General features: G+C 60.4%; 18 protein-coding genes. 9 read left to right on the top strand and 9 right to left on the bottom strand.

The features are described from left to right. The first annotated feature begins 163 nt into the window (after positions 1 to 163). The 4 genes from rnc (at position 164) to pdxJ (ending at position 3,440) form a co-directional block, all read left to right on the top strand. Positions 164 to 853 (top strand): ribonuclease III, encoded by a 690-nt coding sequence (gene rnc / locus ACP7EE_RS25885; RefSeq protein WP_420647756.1) that lies wholly within the window; start codon positions 164 to 166, stop codon positions 851 to 853. Then, positions 846 to 1,748 carry a GTPase Era gene (gene era / locus ACP7EE_RS25880; protein WP_426237763.1) on the top strand — a complete coding sequence of 301 codons (903 nt, stop codon included), beginning with the start codon at positions 846 to 848 and terminating at the stop codon, positions 1,746 to 1,748. Before rnc ends, era begins: the two co-directional genes overlap by 8 nt. Positions 1,749 to 1,956: 208 nt before the next feature. After that, a complete protein-coding gene (gene recO / locus ACP7EE_RS25875) occupies positions 1,957 to 2,646 on the top strand; it encodes a DNA repair protein RecO (RefSeq protein ID WP_426202314.1) in 690 nt (229 codons plus the stop codon). A gap of 47 nt (positions 2,647 to 2,693) precedes the next feature. Continuing rightward, positions 2,694 to 3,440 (top strand): pyridoxine 5'-phosphate synthase, encoded by a 747-nt coding sequence (gene pdxJ / locus ACP7EE_RS25870; protein WP_065118207.1) that lies wholly within the window; start codon positions 2,694 to 2,696, stop codon positions 3,438 to 3,440. A gap of 103 nt (positions 3,441 to 3,543) precedes the next feature. Here pdxJ and mltF read toward each other — a convergent pair whose 3' ends face one another. After that, on the bottom strand, positions 3,544 to 5,004 hold the full coding sequence (mltF, locus tag ACP7EE_RS25865) for a membrane-bound lytic murein transglycosylase MltF (protein ID WP_426237761.1): 1,461 nt from the start codon (positions 5,002 to 5,004) through the stop codon (positions 3,544 to 3,546). Between the two features lie 285 nt (positions 5,005 to 5,289). On the opposite strand from mltF, the gene purL reads away from it, so the two are divergent. Next, entirely contained in the window at positions 5,290 to 9,186 is a 3,897-nt protein-coding gene (gene purL, locus ACP7EE_RS25860; RefSeq protein ID WP_426237759.1) for a phosphoribosylformylglycinamidine synthase, read from the top strand. Positions 9,187 to 9,191: 5 nt separating this feature from the next. Next, positions 9,192 to 9,503, top strand: coding sequence for an NGG1p interacting factor NIF3 (locus ACP7EE_RS25855; RefSeq protein ID WP_426237757.1), 312 nt, complete (start codon positions 9,192 to 9,194; stop codon positions 9,501 to 9,503). A 604-nt stretch (positions 9,504 to 10,107) separates the two neighbouring features. Here ACP7EE_RS25855 and ACP7EE_RS25850 read toward each other — a convergent pair. The 8 genes from ACP7EE_RS25850 to ACP7EE_RS25815 all read right to left on the bottom strand — a co-directional run bounded on the left by ACP7EE_RS25850 (position 10,108) and on the right by ACP7EE_RS25815 (position 19,320). After that, complete coding sequence (locus ACP7EE_RS25850; RefSeq protein ID WP_426202304.1) at positions 10,108 to 10,380, bottom strand: EF-hand domain-containing protein; 273 nt, start codon at positions 10,378 to 10,380, stop codon at positions 10,108 to 10,110. Between the two features lie 317 nt (positions 10,381 to 10,697). Continuing rightward, a complete protein-coding gene (gene nagE, locus ACP7EE_RS25845; protein ID WP_426237755.1) occupies positions 10,698 to 12,419 on the bottom strand; it encodes an N-acetylglucosamine-specific PTS transporter subunit IIBC in 1,722 nt (573 codons plus the stop codon). A gap of 23 nt (positions 12,420 to 12,442) precedes the next feature. Continuing rightward, entirely contained in the window at positions 12,443 to 14,959 is a 2,517-nt protein-coding gene (gene ptsP, locus ACP7EE_RS25840; RefSeq protein WP_426237753.1) for a phosphoenolpyruvate--protein phosphotransferase, read from the bottom strand. A 36-nt stretch (positions 14,960 to 14,995) separates the two neighbouring features. After that, positions 14,996 to 16,018: an SIS domain-containing protein gene (locus ACP7EE_RS25835; RefSeq protein WP_426237751.1), complete on the bottom strand. Its 1,023-nt coding sequence runs from the start codon at positions 16,016 to 16,018 to the stop codon at positions 14,996 to 14,998. Continuing rightward, positions 15,999 to 17,105, bottom strand: coding sequence for an N-acetylglucosamine-6-phosphate deacetylase (gene nagA / locus ACP7EE_RS25830; protein WP_426237749.1), 1,107 nt, complete (start codon positions 17,103 to 17,105; stop codon positions 15,999 to 16,001). The genes ACP7EE_RS25835 and nagA overlap by 20 nt, the downstream gene beginning before the upstream one ends. A 30-nt stretch (positions 17,106 to 17,135) precedes the next feature. Then, a complete protein-coding gene (locus tag ACP7EE_RS25825) occupies positions 17,136 to 17,867 on the bottom strand; it encodes a GntR family transcriptional regulator (protein ID WP_420647765.1) in 732 nt (243 codons plus the stop codon). Between the two features lie 283 nt (positions 17,868 to 18,150). Next, positions 18,151 to 18,666, bottom strand: a complete 516-nt coding sequence (locus ACP7EE_RS25820) for a L,D-transpeptidase family protein (protein ID WP_426202296.1) — start codon at positions 18,664 to 18,666, stop codon at positions 18,151 to 18,153. Positions 18,667 to 18,768: 102 nt separating this feature from the next. Then, entirely contained in the window at positions 18,769 to 19,320 is a 552-nt protein-coding gene (locus ACP7EE_RS25815) for an NUDIX hydrolase (protein WP_420647767.1), read from the bottom strand. A gap of 147 nt (positions 19,321 to 19,467) precedes the next feature. On the opposite strand from ACP7EE_RS25815, the gene ACP7EE_RS25810 reads away from it, so the two are divergent. Genes ACP7EE_RS25810 through ACP7EE_RS25800 form a run of 3 tightly spaced genes read left to right on the top strand, consistent with a single transcriptional unit; the run spans position 19,468 to position 20,825 of the window. Further along, on the top strand, positions 19,468 to 20,067 hold the full coding sequence (locus ACP7EE_RS25810) for a CoA pyrophosphatase (protein ID WP_426237746.1): 600 nt from the start codon (positions 19,468 to 19,470) through the stop codon (positions 20,065 to 20,067). A 27-nt stretch (positions 20,068 to 20,094) separates the two neighbouring features. After that, entirely contained in the window at positions 20,095 to 20,619 is a 525-nt protein-coding gene (locus ACP7EE_RS25805) for a gamma carbonic anhydrase family protein (protein ID WP_007944857.1), read from the top strand. Further along, positions 20,616 to 20,825: a DUF1289 domain-containing protein gene (locus tag ACP7EE_RS25800; RefSeq protein WP_420647770.1), complete on the top strand. Its 210-nt coding sequence runs from the start codon at positions 20,616 to 20,618 to the stop codon at positions 20,823 to 20,825. Before ACP7EE_RS25805 ends, ACP7EE_RS25800 begins: the two co-directional genes overlap by 4 nt. The last annotated feature ends 303 nt before the right edge of the window (positions 20,826 to 21,128 follow it).

Below are 21,128 nucleotides of genomic sequence, written 5' to 3'. Positions count from 1 at the left end.
ACACAGCGCCGAATGCATTTCTGGCGTCGACATAATCGGCTCCAAGGCATGAAGCCACGATATTCAGGACATTATTTTTGAACACAGCGTTAATTGTCCCAGGCCTGCGCCGTATCCCGGCGATGGCGGTGGAATCCAGCCACGAACTCAGCGTGGGTAAACCGTGAGCGTTTCTCTTAGCCGTCTCGAGCGTCAGCTCGGTTACACCTTCAAGGACCAGGAACTGATGGTCCTGGCCCTTACGCATCGCAGCTTTGCCGGACGCAACAACGAGCGTCTGGAATTCCTCGGCGATGCGATTCTCAACTTTGTCGCCGGTGAAGCCTTGTTCGACCGCTTCCCGCTGGCCCGCGAAGGCCAGTTGTCGCGATTGCGTGCGCGCCTGGTGAAAGGTGAGACGCTGGCCGTTCTGGCTCGCGGTTTCGATCTGGGCGAGTACCTGCGTCTGGGTTCCGGCGAATTGAAAAGCGGTGGTTTTCGTCGCGAATCGATTCTGGCCGATGCCCTCGAAGCGTTGATCGGTGCAATCTATCTCGACGCTGGCATGGACATGGCGCGTGAACGCGTACTGGCCTGGCTGGCCGGCGAGTTCGAAGGCCTGACGCTGGTCGATACCAACAAGGATCCGAAAACCCGTTTGCAGGAATTTCTGCAATCGCGCGGTTGCGACCTGCCACGTTACGAAGTGGTGGATATCCAGGGCGAGCCGCACTGCCGTACGTTCTTCGTCGAGTGCGAAGTTGTCTTATTGAATGAAAAAAGCCGAGGTCAGGGTGTGAGTCGTCGTATTGCCGAACAGGTAGCGGCCGCCGCAGCACTGATTGCCCTGGGTGTGGAGAATGGCAATGACTGATACAAACGCAACTCGCTGTGGCTATGTTGCCATCGTCGGCCGTCCCAACGTGGGCAAGTCCACGCTGCTGAACCATATCCTTGGTCAGAAGCTCGCGATCACTTCGCGCAAGCCGCAGACCACTCGCCACAACATGCTCGGGATCAAGACCGAAGGTGATGTGCAAGCGATCTACGTCGACACCCCCGGCATGCACAAGGGTGGCGAGAAGGCTCTCAACCGTTACATGAACAAGACTGCTTCGGCGGCGTTGAAAGACGTCGACGTGGTGATCTTCGTGGTCGACCGCACCAAGTGGACCGATGAAGACCAGATGGTCCTGGAGCGCGTGCAGTACGTGACCGGCCCGCTGATCGTCGCGCTGAACAAGACCGACCGCATCGAAGACAAGGCCGAGCTGATGCCGCACTTGTCGTGGTTGCAGGAGCAGCTGCCGAACGCGCAGATCATTCCGATCTCGGCGCAGCACGGGCACAACCTCGAAGCGCTGGAAAAGGTCATCGCCGGCCACCTGCCGGAAAATGATCACTTCTTCCCGGAAGACCAGATCACCGACCGCAGCAGCCGTTTCCTCGCCGCCGAACTGGTACGCGAGAAAATCATGCGTCAGTTGGGCGCCGAGCTGCCGTACCAGATCACCGTGGAAATCGAAGAGTTCAAGCAGCAGGGCAAGACGCTGCACATCCACGCGCTGATCCTGGTTGAGCGTGACGGCCAGAAGAAAATCATCATTGGCGACAAGGGCGAGCGCATCAAACGCATCGGCACCGAAGCGCGCAAGGACATGGAGCTGCTGTTCGACTCCAAGATCATGCTCAACCTGTGGGTCAAGGTGAAGGGCGGCTGGTCCGATGACGAGCGCGCACTGCGTTCGCTGGGTTACGGCGACCTGTAAACCTCGGTTTCACTGTGGGGGCGGGCTTCTGTGGCGAGGGAGCTTGCTCCCGCTCGGCTGCGGAGCAGTCGTAAAGTCAGGCAGCGCGGTATGTCTGACCGATTTCTATCGCTGATCTTAGGGCTGCTTCGCAACCCAGCGGGAGCAAGCTCCCTCGCCACAATGGATTGGTTCCTGCAGAAACATCTCCTAGAGATTCGGACTACCGATGTCCTCAACCCCACCTCCCGCGCAGCCTGCATATGTTCTGCACAGTCGCGCCTACCGCGAAACCAGCGCCCTGGTGGATTTCCTCACGCCGCAAGGTCGGCTGCGGGCGGTGCTGCGCAGTGCGCGGGGCAAGGCCGGGACGATGGCGCGGCCGTTCGTGCCGCTGGAAGTCGAATTTCGTGGCAAGGGTGAATTGAAGAATGTCGGGCGCATGGAAGGGGTCGGCACGCCGACCTGGCTGGTCGGTGAGGCATTGTTCAGCGGTTTGTATCTCAACGAACTGCTGATCCGCCTGCTGCCGGCTGAGGATCCGTTGCCGTCGGTGTTCGATCACTACGCTGCGACATTACTGGCCTTGGCTGAAGGTCGGCCGCTGGAGCCGCTGCTGCGTTCCTTCGAGTGGCGTCTGCTGGATGACCTCGGATATGGCTTCTCGCTGAACACCGATATTCACGGCGAACTCGTCGCTGCGGACGGTCTCTATCGCTTGCAAGTCGACGCCGGACTTGAGCGCGTCTACCTGTTGCAGCCGGGCCTGTTCAACGGCACAGAACTGCTGGCCATGGCCGAGGCCGACTGGTCGGCCCCCGGCGCACTGTCCGCCGCCAAGCGCTTGATGCGTCAGGCATTGGCCGTTCACCTGGGCGGTCGTCCGCTCGTCAGTCGCGAGCTGTTTCGCAAGCCCTGATCTCACCGTATGCTGTGCGCCGAATCTCTCAATTCAGGAGCGCATCCGTGACCACCAGCAATCGCATTCTTCTTGGCGTGAACATCGACCACGTCGCCACCCTGCGTCAGGCCCGTGGCACCCGCTATCCGGATCCGGTCAAGGCTGCGCTGGACGCGGAAGAGGCGGGCGCCGATGGCATCACCGTGCATCTGCGTGAAGATCGCCGCCACATCCAGGAGCGCGATGTGTTGCTGCTCAAGGATGTGCTGCAAACCCGTATGAACTTCGAAATGGGCGTCACCGAAGAAATGATGGCGTTCGCCGAGCGTATCCGTCCGGCGCACATCTGCCTGGTGCCTGAAACCCGTCAGGAACTGACGACTGAAGGTGGTCTGGATGTAGCGGGGCAGGAAGAGCGAATCAGGGCGGCAGTCGAGCGCTTGTCGAAGATCGGCAGCGAAGTGTCGCTGTTCATCGATGCTGACGAGCGTCAGATTGCCGCGTCGAAACGCGTTGGTGCGCCGGCCATCGAGCTGCACACCGGGCGTTACGCCGATGCTGAAACGCCGACCGAAGTGGCTGAAGAATTGAAGCGTGTGGCGGACGGTGTGGCGTTTGGTCTGGCTCAGGGTTTGATCGTTAACGCTGGTCACGGTTTGCACTATCACAACGTTGAAGCCGTGGCGGCGATCAAGGGCATCAACGAATTGAACATCGGCCATGCGCTGGTGGCGCATGCGTTGTTTGTGGGCTTCAAGTCTGCTGTTTCCGAGATGAAAGCGCTGATTCTGGCTGCTGCGTTGAAAGGCTGATATCGGCGGCGCTTCCATCGCGGGCAAGCCACGCTCCCACAGGTTCGGTGATCACTGTGGGAGCGTGGCTTGCCCGCGATGGCGTCATGTGAGACAGCGAAAATCAGAGCGGGGCGGGTTCTTGGGCGGGCTTGGACTTGTCGATCGCCGGCACGTGCAAGTTGCCCTCGGCCACTTGATCGCCTTCCAGCTGCGGCTGGGTCACCCAGGTCAGGATGTCGTAGTAGCGACGGATGTTCGCCACGAAATGCACCGGCTCGCCGCCCCGGGCGTAGCCATAGCGGGTCTTGCTGTACCACTGCTTTTGCGACAGACGTGGGAGCATTTTCTTCACGTCCAGCCATTTGTCCGGGTTCAAGCCTTCCTTGGTCGCCAGTTTGCGCGCGTCATCCAGATGACCGCTGCCGACGTTGTAGGCTGCCAGCGCGAACCACGTGCGATCCGGTTCCTGAATCGAATCGTCGAGCTGATCCTTCATATACGCCAGGTACTTGGCACCGCCCATGATGCTCTGCTTCGGATCGAGCCGATTCGACACGCCCATCGCCTGCGCGGTGTTCTGCGTCAGCATCATCAGCCCGCGCACGCCGGTCTTCGACGTGACTGCCGGTTGCCACAGTGATTCCTGATAGCCAATGGCCGCGAGCAGACGCCAGTCGACTTTCTCTTTCTTGGCGTAGGCTTTGAAATGCTGTTCGTACTTGGGCAGGCGCTGCTGCAAATGTTGGGCGAAGGTGGTGGCGCCCATGTAGCCGAGGACATCGACGTGACCGTAGTAACGGTCTTTCAAGCGTTGCAGGGTGCCGTTCTTCTGCACCTTGTCCAGATAGCTGTTGATCTCGTTGAGCAGGCTGTTGTCTTCGCCGGGGCCGACGGCCCAGCTCTGGCTGCGCGCATCGCCAAGGTCGAAGGCCACGCGAATATTGGTGAAGTACACCTGATTCATTGCCACTTCGTTGGAGTCGACCAGCGTCAGATCGATCTGACCTTCATCAACCATGCGCAGCAGATCAACTACTTCAACCGCGTCAGACTCTTCGTATTCGATCGCCGGATTTTTCAGTTTCAGTTCGGCCAGTTGCTCGGCGTGGGTACTGCCCTTGAGCACCATGATTTTCTTGCCGACCAGATCGCCGGCATCGGTCGGCCGTGACTGGCCGTTGCGATAGATGATCTGCGGAGTGACTTCAAGGTAGGAGTGGGAAAACCGCACTTGCTTCTTGCGCTGCTCGCTGCTGACCAGTCCGGCGGCGGCCAGTACCGGGCCGTTGGGTTTGCCGATCTGATTGAACAGATCGTCGAGATTGTCTGCAGTTTCGATCTTCAACTCGACCCCCAAATCGTCGGCGAAGCGCTTCACCAGCTCGTATTCGAAGCCGGTTTCGCCGCTGCGATCCTGAAAGTAGGTGGCGGGGCTGTTTCGGGTAATGACCCGCAGCACGCCATCCTCCTTTACGCGCTCGAGTGTGTTGGGTTTATCAACACAGCCACTGAGCATCAGGAAGAGTCCGGTAGCGATCAGCCATTTGGCGTACCGCGGACGCAAAGCCGTTGGGGAAAACATGTGCGCAGTATACGCAAAGGACAACGGGCGCCATATCTCGACAGCGCAGGGCAGGTCTGCTAGCGATCACAAAACCGGCAAAAACCCCGCGTAAATGGGCCTTCAGGGCGTTTTGTTACAACAAAAATAAGCCGCCCGCATACGCTGGATAAATCTGACCTGCGAGGCAGAAACACAGATCGACATCCGAGTGCAACCGTGCGTAGCGTTTCGGGTGATGTTGAGGGCGGTTTAGGCTAGAATGCACGGCCTCAAAGCACACCCCTTCCCGAGGCTGTCCCGAAGATGTTGATCCTGCGCGGCGCTCCTGCCCTTTCTGCCTTTCGCCACAGCAAACTCCTTGAGCAACTGAGCCAGAAGGTTTCGGCTGTCAGCGGCTTGTATGCTGAATTCGCCCACTTCGCCGAAGTCACCGGCGTCCTGACCGGCGACGAACAGCAGGTGCTTGCGCGCCTTCTGAAGTACGGTCCAAGTGTTCCGGTTCAAGAGCCGACCGGCCGCCTGTTCCTGGTGTTGCCGCGTTTCGGCACCATCTCGCCATGGTCGAGCAAGGCCAGCGACATCGCTCGCAACTGCGGCCTGAGCAAGATCCAGCGTCTCGAGCGCGGTATCGCGTTCTACGTTGCCGGTCAGTTCAGCGACGCCGAAGCCCAGCAGATTGCCGATGTATTGCATGACCGCATGACGCAAATCGTCCTCGGCAACCTTGAGCAGGCTGCCGGCCTGTTCAGCCACGCCGAGCCGAAGCCGCTGACCGCGATCGACATCCTCGGCGGCGGTCGCGCCGCGCTGGAGAAAGCCAACACCGAGCTGGGTCTGGCTTTGGCTGAAGACGAGATCGACTATTTGATCAACGCCTTCACCGGTCTCAAGCGCAATCCGCACGACATCGAACTGATGATGTTCGCCCAGGCCAACTCCGAGCACTGCCGTCACAAGATCTTCAACGCCAGTTGGGACATCGACGGCCAGAGCCAGGAAAAAAGCCTGTTCGGCATGATCAAGAACACCTACGTCATGCACAGCGAAGGCGTTCTGTCGGCTTATAAGGACAACGCTTCGGTGATCGTCGGCAACGTTGCCGGCCGCTTCTTCCCGAATCCTGAAACCCGCCAGTACGGCGCGGTGCAGGAGCCGGTGCACATCCTGATGAAGGTTGAAACCCACAACCACCCGACCGCGATTGCCCCGTTCCCGGGTGCAGCCACCGGTTCCGGCGGCGAGATTCGTGACGAAGGTGCAACCGGTCGCGGCGCCAAGCCGAAGGCCGGCCTGACCGGTTTCACCGTATCCAACCTGCAAATCCCGGGGTTCGAACAGCCGTGGGAAGTGCCGTACGGCAAGCCTGAGCGCATTGTTACCGCGCTGGACATCATGATCGAAGGCCCGCTCGGCGGCGCTGCGTTCAACAACGAATTCGGGCGTCCGGCCCTGACCGGCTACTTCCGTACCTTCGAACAGTCGATCAGCACCCCGCACGGCGACGAAGTTCGCGGTTACCACAAGCCGATCATGTTGGCCGGCGGCATGGGCAACATCCGTGAAGAACACGTCAAGAAAGGCGAGATCGTTGTCGGCTCCAAGCTGATTGTACTTGGCGGACCGGCGATGCTGATCGGTCTGGGTGGCGGTGCTGCCTCGTCGATGGCCACCGGCACCAGCTCGGCGGATCTGGACTTCGCCTCCGTTCAGCGTGAAAACCCTGAGATGGAGCGTCGCTGCCAGGAAGTTATCGACCGCTGCTGGCAGTTGGGCGACAAGAACCCGATCAGCTTCATCCACGACGTGGGGGCGGGCGGTCTGTCCAACGCCTTCCCGGAACTGGTCAACGACGGCGACCGCGGTGGCCGTTTCGAACTGCGCAACATTCCAAACGACGAGCCGGGCATGGCCCCGCACGAAATCTGGAGCAACGAATCCCAGGAACGTTATGTTCTGGCCGTCGGTCCTGAAGACTTCGAGCGCTTCCAGGCGATCTGCGAACGTGAGCGTTGCCCGTTCGCCGTGGTCGGCGAGGCCACTACCGAGCCGCAACTGACTGTCACCGACAGCCACTTCGGCAACGACCCGGTGGACATGCCGCTGGAAGTATTGCTGGGCAAGGCGCCGCGCATGCACCGTTCGGTGGTTCGCGAAGCTGAGTTGGGCGATGATTTCGACCCTAGCACTCTCGACATCGGCGAATGCATCGAGCGCGTGCTGCATCACCCGGCCGTGGCCAGCAAAAGTTTCCTGATCACCATCGGCGACCGCACCATCACCGGCCTTGTGGCCCGTGACCAAATGGTCGGCCCGTGGCAGGTTCCGGTGGCAGACGTTGCCGTGACCGCTACCAGTTTCGACGTTTACACCGGTGAAGCCATGGCCATGGGCGAGCGTACTCCGCTGGCTCTGCTCGACGCTCCGGCGTCGGGCCGCATGGCCATTGGCGAAACCCTGACCAACATTGCCGCTTCGCGCATCAACAAGATCTCCGACATCAAACTGTCGGCGAACTGGATGTCCGCCGCCGGTCACCCGGGTGAAGACGCGCGTCTGTACGACACCGTCAAAGCGGTCGGCATGGAGCTGTGCCCGGAGCTGGGCATCACCATTCCGGTGGGCAAGGACTCGATGTCCATGGCCACACGCTGGAACGACGAAGGCGTCGACAAGACCGTGACTTCGCCGATGTCGCTGATCGTGACCGGTTTTGCGCCCGTGGCTGACATCCGTCAGACCCTGACGCCGGAACTGCGCATGGACAAGGGCACCACCGACCTGATTCTGATCGACCTCGGTCGTGGTCAGAACCGCATGGGCGCTTCGATTCTCGCTCAGGTGCACGGCAAGCTCGGTTCGCAAGCGCCGGATGTCGATGATGCCGAAGACCTCAAAGCCTTCTTCGCTGTGATCCAGGGCCTGAACGCCGACGGTCATCTGCTGGCTTACCACGACCGTTCCGACGGTGGTCTGTTGACCAGCACCGTGGAAATGGCCTTCGCCGGCCACTGCGGTCTGAGCCTGAACCTCGATGGTCTGGCCGAAACGTCTGCCGACATTGCCGCGATCCTGTTCAACGAAGAACTGGGCGCTGTGATTCAGGTTCGTCAGGACGCGACGCCGGATATCCTCGCGCAGTTCAGCGCGGCAGGTCTCGGCGACTGCGTATCGGTGATCGGTCAGCCGATGAACAACGGCCAGATCAACATCACCTTCAACGGTGACACGGTGTTCGAAGGTCAGCGTCGTCTGCTGCAGCGTACCTGGGCTGAAACCAGCTACCAGATCCAGCGTCTGCGTGACAACGTCGAGTGCGCCGAGCAAGAGTTCGACGTGCTGCTGGAAGAAGACAACCCGGGCCTGAGCGTCAAACTCAGCTTCGACGTCAACCAGGACATCGCCGCGCCTTACATCAAGAAAGGCATCCGCCCACAGGTTGCCGTGCTGCGTGAGCAGGGCGTCAACGGTCAGGTGGAAATGGCCGCAGCGTTCGACCGCGCCGGTTTCAACGCGATCGACGTGCACATGAGCGACATTCTCGCTGGCCGTGTCGACCTGAACGAGTTCAAAGGTCTGGTGGCGTGCGGTGGTTTCTCCTACGGCGACGTACTCGGTGCCGGTGAAGGCTGGGCCAAGTCGGCACTGTTCAACAGCCGCGCCCGCGATGCGTTCCAGGGCTTCTTCGAACGTAACGACAGCTTCACCCTCGGCGTGTGCAACGGTTGCCAGATGATGTCCAACCTGCACGAACTGATCCCGGGCAGCGAGTTCTGGCCGCACTTCGTGCGCAACCGCTCCGAGCAGTTCGAAGCGCGCGTGGCGATGGTTCAGGTGCAGGAGTCGAACTCGATCTTCCTGCAAGGCATGGCCGGTTCGCGTATGCCGATCGCTATCGCACACGGCGAAGGGCATGCCGAGTTCTCCAGCGAAGAAGCACTGCTGGAAGCCGATCTGTCGGGTTGTGTGGCGATGCGTTTCGTCGATAACCACGGCAAGGTCACCGAAAAGTACCCGGCTAACCCGAACGGCTCGCCGCGCGGGATCACCGGCCTGACCAGCCGCGACGGCCGCGTGACGATCATGATGCCGCACCCGGAGCGTGTGTTCCGCGCAGTGCAAAACTCGTGGCGTTCGGAAGACTGGAACGAAGACGCACCGTGGATGCGTATGTTCCGTAATGCTCGTGTGTGGGTTAACTAAGGCCTGTGTACAAGCTTGCCTTCTTTGTGCCTGACAGCCATGTGGAGACGGTGAAAACCGCCGTCTTCGCTGCTGGCGGCGGGCGCATCGGGGACTACGACAGCTGTGCCTGGCAGGTGCTGGGGCAAGGCCAATTTCGTGCGTTGGACGGGAGTCAGCCGTTTATCGGGGAAGTGGGTCAGGTTGAAGTGGTTGAAGAGTGGAAGGTTGAGCTGGTTGTGGCGGATGAGTTGATTGTGGCTGTTGTGGCTGCGTTGAAGCTTAGTCATCCGTATGAGACGCCGGCTTATGAGGTTTGGCGGCTGGAAGATTTCTGATAGCCGCTTGTTACGAGAAACCCGCAGATGAGTGATTGTCTGCGGGTTTTTTGTTGCCTGCGATTTGGCGGGCGACCTCATTTCACTGTGGGAGCTGGCTTGCCAGCGATGGCGCCCTGACAGGCGACCATGTTCTGGCTGATTGAGTGAATATCCGTTTTTTCGGGGGCTGCGGCTGGCGGTTTCGCCCTTACGGCGAGTCACTTTTGCAGACGCCCAAAAGTAACCAAAACGCTGTGCCCCAACGTTCGGCCCGCTCGCTAAAGCTCGGGGTTCCTTCGCTCCGGGATCCATCCGGGGGCATCGCCTCCGGTTTGCTGCGCTGCACCTCCTCTCGATGTGTTCGACTGCGTCGAACGGCGCTGCGCGCCCACCCCCGGATGAATCCCGGAACGAAGCCTGCCGACGGGGCGCTGTAGATCAAGAGCTGCTGCCGAGCTAACGCTCATCCTGTTGAGTGGTGGTGGGGCAGAAGCTGGGGCGGATTTGGGTGTTTTTCAGAATTTTAATTCACCTCGATATTTCACGTCGGCGCTACCTGCACTCACATCAGATGGCGTGGCCTCGGTACTCGGAGGCTCACTATTCTCGCTTGCCGCCCAGATCACAGATCCCTGACGTAATCTTCAAGAAACTCTGTCCAACTGATCTTGCCGTCGGCGTTGGGATTCACTTCCTTCATCAGCGCCTTCAGGTCTTCTGGCGTGAGATAGGGCTCAAGGGCTTTCCTGAACTCACTTGTACTTAACGTGCCATCGCCGTTTGCGTCATAGCGTTTGAAGTCGTCTTTCGCGCGCTCAACTTGTGCAGCCGTCAATTTGCTTTCAAGTGATTTGGTTTTTGCTGACTTTCCCATGGCAACCTCGCTTTGCTTCATTTGAATGAAGAATCAGTAAGGCGACGGCTACGTTTGAAGTACGCCCTGTCAGGACGAAACTAAGGGCGGGTGGGTTTGCCGTCAACTGTCAGATCTGACAGTTGACGGCGATGCAAGATCAAGAACTGCTCCCAGGCTAACGCTTATCCTGTTCAGTGGGACAGCTTGCGCCTTGGGGGCGGTACACACATCAAACTGTGGGAGCTGGCTTGCCAGCGATAGCGGTCTGACAGCCGACCAATCTTTGACTGAATGCTCCCAATTCCAATTGTGGGAGCCAGCCTGCTGGCGATGAGGCCCGACCAGCCAACGATTATTTATACCCTCGCGCCCACCTCACCACGATTCACCAATGCCTCCAACGCGCCACTCAAACTCGGCGCTTTGTCGCCAACCAGCAAATGCCAAACTCCACCCTCAAGCTGGCTGACACCCTGACAACCCAGCTGTTTCAACCGAGCCTCAGACAACCCTTTGCCATCGGCCAACTGCAAGCGAATCCGGCTCATGGCAATGCAATCCAGTTGCAGTACATTGTTGCCACCACCCAGCGCATTCAACCATTGCTGCGCTTCGGTCGTAGCGAAGGCAACCGACTTCAGCGGTGCCTCGGCGACAGCGACATCTGGCGCAGCCACCACCGCACGTCCCAGCGCTGGCATCGCCAGGCGAATCTCATCAGCAATGCTGTCCGCCAGCGGCCCGACCACCACCTGCAAACTCCCGCCCTTGCCTGGGCGCACCACCGCCATCGCGCCCAGCGCTTTCAACTCCGCATCCGAAGCCTTGTTGCGATCGACCATTTCCAGCCGCAGCCGCGTGGTGCACGCACCCACAGTCATCAGGTTCTCTGCGCCACCCAATGCCTTGATATACGCCCCGGCGCGTTCGTTTTCAGCGAACACGACTTTCTCCGCAGTCGCTACATCCTCACGCCCCGGCGTTTTCAGATTGAAACGACGAATGCAGAAATCAAACACCACGTAGTAGATGACGGCGTAAGCCAGCCCGACCGGAATCACCAGCCAGCCATTGGTCGAGCGACCCCAACCCAGCACCATGTCGATGAAGCCACCGGAAAAGGTGAAGCCCAAATGGATGTTCAGTGCGTTGGTGATGGCCATCGATAAACCGGTCAGCAGCGCATGCAGCAGATACAGCAACGGCGCGAGGAACATGAAGGCGAATTCGATTGGCTCGGTCACCCCGGTCAAGAACGAGGTCAACGCCATCGACAGGAAGATCCCGCCCATCACTTTGCGCCGTTCCGGCAGGGCGTTGCGGTACATCGCCAGGCATGCGGCAGGCAGGCCGAAGATCATCATCGGGAACATGCCAGTCATGAACTGGCCGCCCTTCGGGTCGCCGGCGAAGTAGCGCGACAGGTCGCCGGTCACCAAAGCGCCGGTGGTTGGGTCGGTGAAGTTGCCGAACACGAACCACGCCATGTTGTTGAGGATGTGGTGCAGGCCGGTGACGATCAGCAGGCGGTTGAACACGCCGAACACGAACGCGCCGATGCTGCCGCTTTCCATCATCAGTGTGCCGAAGCTGTTGATGGCGTGCTGGATCGGCGGCCAGATGTAGCCGAATACTACGCCGAGGCCGACCGCTGCGAACCCGGTGACAATCGGCACAAAACGCCGTCCACCGAAGAACGCCAGGTATTCCGGCAGTTTGATGTCCTTGAAGCGGTTGTACAGCGCGCCGGCCATCAGGCCGCTGACGATCCCGGCGAGCATGCCCATGTTGATGCTTGCGTCGAGCACCTTGAGCGTCGAGATCATCACCAGATATCCGATTACCCCGGCCAGACCCGCCGTGCCGTTGTTGTCCTTGGCGAATCCGACGGCGATGCCGATGGCGAAGATCATCGCCAGATTGGCGAAGATCACCTGACCGGCGTCGTGGATGATCGCGATGTTCAGCAGGTCAGTGTCACCCAGACGCAGCAGCAGGCCGGCGATGGGCAGGATCGCAATCGGCAGCATCAGCGCGCGGCCGAGGCGTTGCAGGCCTTCGATGAAGAGTTGGTACATGGCGTATGTCCTTGTTGTTTTTGTTAGCGCAGAGGCCAATGTTGATGACAGGCGTGACGCACCGCAGCGGCGCTGCTCAGCTTGAGCAAGTCGTGGCTGAGGCGCTGGCATTCGGCTTGGTGCAACTGGCGCACGCGATCTTTGATCTCGCCGATCTGCACCGGGCTCACCGACAGTTCACTGACGCCGAGGCCGATCAACACTGGCGTCGCCAGCGGATCCGAGGCTAATGCGCCACACACGCCAACCCAGCGCTTGTGCACCGCCGCGCCTGCGCAGGTCATGGCGATCAGGCGCAGCAAAGCCGGGTGCAACGCATCGACGCGCGCGGCCAAACCGGCGTGGTCGCGATCCATCGCCAGGGTGTATTGCGACAGATCGTTGGTGCCGATCGACAGAAAGTCCGCGTGCTCGGCCAGTTGCTCGGCCTGCAAAGCGGCGGCCGGGACTTCGATCATCACACCGATTTCCGGGCGTTGGCTGATGCCCAGTTCAACGCATAACTGATCGACGCGCTGGCGGATGTGCAGCAGTTCGTCGACTTCAGTGACCATGGGCAACAGGATCCGGCAGCGCTGCAACGGGCTGACTTGCAGCAGCGCGCGCAGTTGCTGATCAAGAATTTCCGGACGCGCCTGAGCCAGACGAATCCCGCGCAGACCGAGTACCGGGTTGGCTTCGACCGGCAGCGGCAGGTAGTCGAGTTGCTTGTCGCCGCCGACGTCGATGGTGCGGATGATCACTGACTTGTCGCCCATCGCATCGAGCACGGCTTGATAAGCGGCGCGTTGTTCGTTTTCGTCGGGCGCGGTCTGGCGGTCGACAAACAGAAACTCGGTGCGCAGCAGGCCGACGCCATCGGCGCCGTTGGCGAAAGCGTCCGCCGCTTCATGGCTGGAGGCGACATTCGCCACGACTTCGATGTGCACGCCATTGCGCGTTTCTGCCGGCAGATGTGCTTGAGTCTGTTGTGCGGCGCGGCGTTGTTGCCGGTCGATTTGCGCTTGCTGGACTTCGGCAAGACGCTCGGCACTTGGGACCAATTCGAGGCGTCCGCCATCGGCGTCGAGTACCACCGATTGGCCTTGTGCCTGATCGAGCAGCGACGAACCCAGAGCGACCATGCACGGCAGGCCTTTGCCGCGAGCGAGGATCGCCACATGCGAGGTCGCGCCACCCTCGGCCATGCACAACCCGGCGACGCCTTGCGCGCTGAGTTGCAGCAAATCCGAGGGGGTCAGTTCGTGCGCGGCGACGATGGCGCCGGCCGGGACTTCGTAATGCCAGGCTTCGCCGAGCAGGGCACGTAGCAGGCGTTGCTTGAGGTCGCGCAGGTCGTTGGCGCGTTCGGCCAACAGTGCGCTGCCGGTGTTCAGCAGCACCTCACATTGCACGTCGATGGATTGGCTCCAGGCGTGAGTCGCGGCGCTGCCCTGTTCGATGGACTGGAATGCGGCGTCGAGCAGTGCGGGGTCTTCCAGCAGTGCCAGATGCGCGGCGAAGATCGCTTCTTCGTCGGTGTTTCTGTGTTTCTGTGCCTGGTTCAGGGTTGCGTCGATATCGCTGCGCACTTGCTTCAGTGCGAGGTTGAGCGCTTGGCGTTGTTGCGTTGGATCATTGCCACCGGCATCGCTCGGAAGTTTGATCGCGTGCAAGCGAAACAGCGGCCCGCCAACCAATCCTGGCGCAGCGCACACGCCGTGCAGTACACCGTTTTCGGCTGGGCGTTTCGTCGAAGCGACGATGACTGGCGCAGCGGCGTGATGATCCTCGGGGAGGGCGGTCGCCAGTGCCGAGAGCAACGCCTGCAACGCCGCCTCGGCATCCGGCCCCTGACAACTGACCTGCACTTCGTCCTGCTCACCAATTGCCAGCCCCATCAAGCCGATCAGACTGTTGCACGGCGCCGACTTACCGGCAAAGTGCAGATGCGACTGGCTGCTGAAACCTTGTGCCGTCTGACGGATCAGCGCCGCCGGACGCGCATGCAGACCGCCGCGATGGGCGACGCGCACTTGTCCTTTCGCCTCGGGCCCCTCCGATACGTCGGTGTCCACTGATGTGTGTTCTCGCGACACGATGTGCAGCAACGGCTCGCCGACTTTCACCGTTTTCACCGTGATCGGCCGCGCCTGAAAACGCTCGCCGTTAGTCAGTATCAACAAGCTGATCAGGCTTTTGCACTGCTGACCGACCTTGTCCAGGTCATAGCGCAACAACGGCTGGCCATTGCTCACTCGTGCGCCTTCCTTGACCAGCACCGTGAACCCTTCGCCCTGCAATTCGACGGTATCCAGGCCCAGATGCAGGAGAATTTCCGCGCCATTGTCGGCGCGTAGGGTCAGCGCATGGCCGGTGCGGGCGACGTGAATCACCACGCCGGCGCAGGGTGCATGCAGCGTGTCATTCAGCGGGTCGATGGCAATGCCGTCGCCCATCGCGCCACTGGCGAACACCGCGTCCGGGACTTTGCCCAGGGTCAACACCGGGCCGCTGAGCGGGGCGCTGAGGGTCAGCTCTTTATTGTTGTTGTTTTGCATGGCTCGGTCTCATCAAGAAAACGGTGTGGTTCGGACTCAGTGCGTACGCGTGACTTTGCTCAGGTGCCGTGGCTGATCCGGGTCCATGCCTCGGGCTACCGCAAGACCTGCGGCCATTACGTAGAAGCTCTGGATCGCCAGAATCGGATCAAGGGCCGGGTGTTCGGCGCGAGTCAGAGTCAGGTCGCGTTCGAGTACGTCATCCGGTGCCGCGAGCAATACCCGCGCGCCGCGTTGGCGCATCTCGGCCGCCAGGCTGAGCAATCCGGCCTGCTCGGCACCGCGTGGCGCGAACACCAGCAGCGGGTAGTGCTCGTCGATCAGGGCCATCGGGCCGTGACGGACTTCGGCGCTGCTGAAGGCCTCGGCCTGGATCGCCGAGGTTTCCTTGAATTTCAGCGCCGCTTCCTGGGCGATGGCAAAACCGGCACCTCGGCCGATCACCATCAAGCGTTCGCAATCGCGCAGCGCATCAATCGCCACGCTCCAGTCCTGTTGCGCCGCATCGCGCAGACCTTCAGGTAGTGCGTTATGCGCCTCCAGCAATTCGCTGTCCTCTTTCCAGTGCGCGATCAAACGGGCGCTGGCACTGAGGGTGGCGATGAAACTCTTGGTCGCGGCGACGCTGCTTTCAACACCTGCGAGCAGCGGCACGCTGAATTCGCACGCGGCTTCCAGTGGCGAAGCGTCGGCGTTGACCATGGCAATGCTCAGCGCGCCACGCTTGCGTAGCAGACGCAGGCTGTTGACCAGATCCGGACTCTGCCCCGATTGCGAAAAGGCAAACACCGCCTGACCGCTGACCTTCAGCGGCGCCTGCTGCATGGTCACCACCGACATCGGCAACGACGCGACCGGCACGCCGAGTTGCTGCATGGTCAGGTAGGCGAAGTAGCTCGCCGCATGGTCGGAGCTGCCACGGGCGACGGTCATTGCTACTTGCGGTGGCTGGCGGCGCAGGCGTCCGGCGATCTCGATCAGTTGCGGGTCGAGCTGTTGCAGTTGGGCTTGCACGGCCTCGAACGAGGACAGCGCCTCTTCAAGCATTTTTGAAGTCAATGTCTTCTCCTTCGACCATGACGGCGGTCAGTGTGAGTGAGCGATCCAGCCGCACGCAGTCGGCCCAGGCACCCGGTTCGAGGCGCCCGCGTTCGGTGATGCCGAGGTAGTCGGCGGGGAATTGCGAAAGACGTTGCGAAGCTTCGGCAAGCGGCAGACCGATCTTCACCAGGTTGCGCAGCGCCTGATCCATGGTCAGGGTGCTGCCGGCCAGCGTGCCGTCCGGCAGGCGTACGCCGCCCAGGCATTTGGTCACGGTGTGGCTGCCGAGCTTGTACTCGCCATCGGGCATGCCGGCGGCGGCGGTCGAATCGGTGACGCAATACAGGCACGGGATCGAGCGCAGGGCCACGCGGATCGCGCCGGGGTGTACGTGCAGCAAGTCCGGAATCAGCTCGGCGAACTTGGCGTGCGCCAGCGCCGCGCCGACAATCCCCGGCTCGCGGTGATGCAGCGGGCTCATGGCGTTGTACAAATGGGTGAAGCTGGTGGCGCCTGCTTCCAGCGCGGCAACGCCTTCTTCGTAACTGCCGAGGGTGTGGCCGATCTGCATGCGCACGCCACGGCTGCTCAGTTCACGAATCAGCGCATCATGCCCCGCAATTTCCGGAGCGATGGTGATCACCCGGATCGGCGCCAGCGCCAGATATTCTTCGACTTCGGCCATCAGTGCGGTGTGCGCGAAGTTCGGTTGCGCCCCGAGTTTGCCGGGGTTGATGTACGGGCCTTCCAGGTGCACCCCGAGCACGCGGGCACTGCCTTTCGGGCGCTGTTCGCAGAATTCGCCGACCTCTTTCAGGACGCTGGAAATCTCGGCGCTCGGCGCGGTCATGGTGGTGGCCAGCAGTGACGTGGTGCCAAAACGCACGTGGGTCCTGGTAATGGTCTCGAACGCGCTGGCGCCTTCCATGATGTCTTTGCCGCCACCGCCGTGGACGTGCAGATCGATGAAGCCCGGCAGCAGATACGGCAGGTCGTTATCCGCCGGATCGCAAGGCACGCCTTCGATCGACACGACTTTGCCGTGTGCGTGAATCAGCCGGCCGCGTACCCAGCCGTGGGCGGTAAGGATGTTGTCTTCGGACATGATCGGTTCTCGCTGTTATCTGCGAAGCGCTTATCGGCGCAGCTCTGCAACAAAGTCGTAGTAATCGTTGCGGCAATAGGTGTCGGTGACTTCGATGGGCGTGTTGTCTTCGAGGTAGCCGACCCGGGTCATCAGCAACATGGCGGTGCCGGGGGCGATGCCGACCAGCGCTGCGAATTCGTCCGAGGCGTTGATCGCCTGAATGTGCTGCAAGGCGCGCACGATCGGTTTGCCGATGCTGTCGAGGTATTCGTAGAGGGAGTCGCCGACCACTTGCGGCTTGGGCATGATCGAGGCGGGCAGGGTACTCATCTCGATCGCCATGACGGTGTCGTCGGCTTTGCGCAGGCGTTTCATGCGCGCCACTTTGTCGTTCGGCGACAGGCTCAGGCGGATCAATTCTTCGTGGGTCGGCAGGGTGATTTCGCGCTCCAGCCACTGCGAACTCGGCACGAAACCCTTGAGCCGCAGCATCTCGCTGAAACCTGAAAGGCGCGAGAGCGGTTGCTCCAGACGCGGGGTGATGAAGGTACCGGAACCTTGCAGACGACGAATCAGACCTTGATCGAGCAGGACTTCCAGGGCTTTGCGTGCGGTGACTCGGGAGATGCCGAGTTGCTCGCTGAGATTGCGCTCGGACGGCATCGCCTGTTCGGATTTCCACTGGCCGGCATGGATCGCCGCTTCCAGATTGCGCGCCAGTTGCAGGTACAGCGGCGTCGGCTGAGAGTCGTCGGGGCGTAGGGCGTGGAAGTCGTTCATGTAGGGCATTTCCGGCGCGAGTATTGGATTGTTGTGGCTCGCTTGTGTGGCGGAAATTAATACCACTTGAATACCATGTCAACGTCACGAAATGGACTACAGCCCAATGAAATGGCAGGTTTTGGAACGGTTGGTTTGAAGTGGTATTAGCGATTGGTTGTAGAAAGCAAAAGATCGCAGCCTTCGGCAGCTCCTACAGTTGAGAGTGGTATCACCCCTGTAGAAGCTTCCGAAGGCTGCGATCTTTTGATTTATTTTTTTGCGGGTGACCAGTGGTCGGTATTTATGGGCGAATCTCGATCATCGTGCCGTCCGGCACCAGATTCCACACTTCACGCATGTCGACGTTGCGCATGGCGATGCAGCCGTCGGTCCAGTCGAGGGTATGGAACAGATCCTCGGGATTCTCTTCGGAATCCGGTGTGCCGTGGATCATGATCATCCCGCCAGGCTCGACACCTTCGCGACGGGCGCGGGCCGAGTCGCTGATGTTGGGATAAGAAATGTGCATCGACAGGTTGAATTTTTCGCTGGTCTTGCGCCAGTCGATCCAATAGAAACCTTCCGGTGTGCGTTTATCGCCTTCAATCAGTTTCGGGCCTTTTTTCGCACCCTTGCCGAGGGAAATGCGATAGGTCTTCAGCGGCTTGCCGTCGGTAATCAACTGCAGTTGATGCGCCGATTTGAGCACCAGGACCTTCTCGATGAACGGGGTGTTCGAAGGCGTCACAGTGGTCACGAATGACGCTTGGGAGACGGTGACGAACGACAGGCAGAACAGGGCAAGCAACCAGCGCATTGAAACGATTCCCCAGAAGTGAAGCAGATACTTTATTTATAGATGTCATGCAGGCGCTGTCGCGGGCTGCGCTGGCTGGTTATCGGCCGGTCGCCGCTGAAATCAAGTGATGGCTGGCTGCGCGAGCGGCGGGATCGACTCCGAACGTACCGGATACTCCTCGGCACGCCGATCCGCGAAGAAGCATTCTAAGGTACGACCCACCGTGCGGAAAGCCAGCTCGTCCCAGGGAATGTCCGCTTCGTCGAACAGTTGCACTTCAAGGCTCTCCGGGCCGGCGGAAAAGTCCGGATCTGCCAGTTCGGCGCGGAAGAACACATGCACCTGACTTATGTGTGGCACGTCGATCAGCGTGTAAATGCTCAGATTGCGCACCCGGGCGCAGGCTTCCTCGGCGGTTTCGCGGACGGCGGCCTGTTCGATGGTCTCACCGTTCTCCATGAAACCGGCCGGCAGCGTCCAGTAACCGAGGCGCGGCTCGATGGCGCGCCGGCACAACAATACTTTTGTGCCCCAAGTGGCGACGCAACCGGCGACGATGTTGGGGTTCTGATAGTGAATGGTCTGACAGCTGTCACAGACAAAGCGCAGCCGCGAATCGCCTTCGGGAATGCGCTGGGTCACCGGGTTGCCGCACTGGCTGCAAAATTTCATGCTGGGGTTCCTGAATGCTCGGCCTATCTTGGCGTGCAGCGGTGGCAGTCGGCAAGTTGCCATTTAGCGACATGCCCTCTGTTCGGGGCTTGGGCGCTCGCAATGATTGGTGCATGATGCCGGGTAAGGCACAGATCGAGAACACTTATGCTGGACGAGCTACTGCACCGGGTAAGCAATCACACGCCGCGCACGCTGGAGACCGACAAACGTTTCCCCGAGGCCGCCGTCCTGGTGCCGATTACTCGCAGTGACGAACCGGAACTGGTGCTCACCCTGCGCGCCAGCGGGCTCTCGACCCATGGTGGTGAAGTGGCTTTTCCGGGCGGACGCCGCGACCCCGAAGACCCCGATCTGATCTTCACCGCGCTGCGCGAAGCCGAAGAAGAAATCGGCCTGCCGCCGGGGCTGGTGGAAGTGATCGGCCCGCTGAGTCCGCTGATCTCTTTGCATGGGATCAAGGTCACGCCTTACGTCGGGGTGATTCCTGATTTCGTCGAGTACCGACCGAACGATGCCGAGATCGCTGCAGTGTTCAGCGTGCCGCTGGAGTTCTTTCGCAAGGACCCGCGCGAACACACCCATCGCATCGATTATCAGGGGCGCAGTTGGTATGTCCCGAGTTACCGCTATGGCGAATACAAGATCTGGGGACTGACGGCGATCATGATCGTCGAATTGATCAACCTGCTCTATGACGCGAAGATCAGCCTGCATCAACCGCCGAAAACCTTTATCAACAGTTGAAACCACCGTGAGCCTGAGGAAAACAAGATGAAATACCGCTTGGGCGACGCCCGTGTCGAGACCCATCCGCAGAGCTGGGTTGCGCCCAATGCCGTGCTGGTGGGCAAGGTCAAACTGGAAGAGGGCGCCAACGTCTGGTTCAACGCGGTACTGCGTGGCGACAACGAGCTGATCCTGATCGGCAAGAACAGCAACGTTCAGGACGGCACGGTGATGCACACCGACATGGGCTACCCGCTGACCATTGGCACCGGCGTGACCATCGGCCACAACGCCATGCTCCACGGCTGTACGGTTGGCGACTACAGCCTGATCGGCATCAACGCGGTGATTCTCAACGGCGCAAAGATCGGCAAGAACTGCATCATCGGCGCCAACTCGCTGATCGGCGAAGGCAAGGAAATCCCCGATGGCTCGCTGGTCATGGGGTCGCCGGGCAAGGTTGTGCGCGAACTGACCGAGCAGCAGAAGAAGATGCTCGAAGCCAGCGCCGCGCACTATGTGCATAACTCGCAACGGTATGCGCGCGATCTGGTTGAGCAGGAAGAATGAATACGGTTGAACGGCCGGTGGCGTCACCCTGCGTGAATATCTGTGCGCTGGACGATGACGATATCTGCACGGGCTGTCAGCGTTCGGTTGAAGAGATCACGCGCTGGAGCCGGATGAGCAATGACGAGCGGCGTGTGGTGCTGGGGTTGTGTCATGAGCGGGCGAAGGCGAGTGGGTTAGTCTGGATGTTGCCCTCGAAGTTGTGATCGGCTCTGGAGTGGCCCCTCACCCTAACCCTCTCCCGGGGGAGAGGGGACTGACCGAGTAGTACTTTTGAGCTACATCGACCTGAATTATCGAGTCGAACTCAGATTTTAAAACCATTGGAGATCGGCTCCCTTTCCCCTTTCCCGGAGGGGATGGGACTGACCGAGTAGTACTTTTGAGCTACTGCAGTGGTCAACTAATTCCGGGCACCTCGATAGGTGGTTTTGACGCCATCGCCCGCTCATAAACGGTCGGTGGCAGATATCCCAGTTTCGAGTGCAGCCGTTCGTTGTTGTAAAACC

It is taken from the genome of Pseudomonas sp. TWP3-2, from assembly GCF_049897765.1.
Classification (GTDB): Bacteria; Pseudomonadota; Gammaproteobacteria; order Pseudomonadales; family Pseudomonadaceae; genus Aquipseudomonas.
Note: the sequence above shows the minus strand (reverse complement) of the source record. Positions and strands in the feature narration are given on the sequence as shown.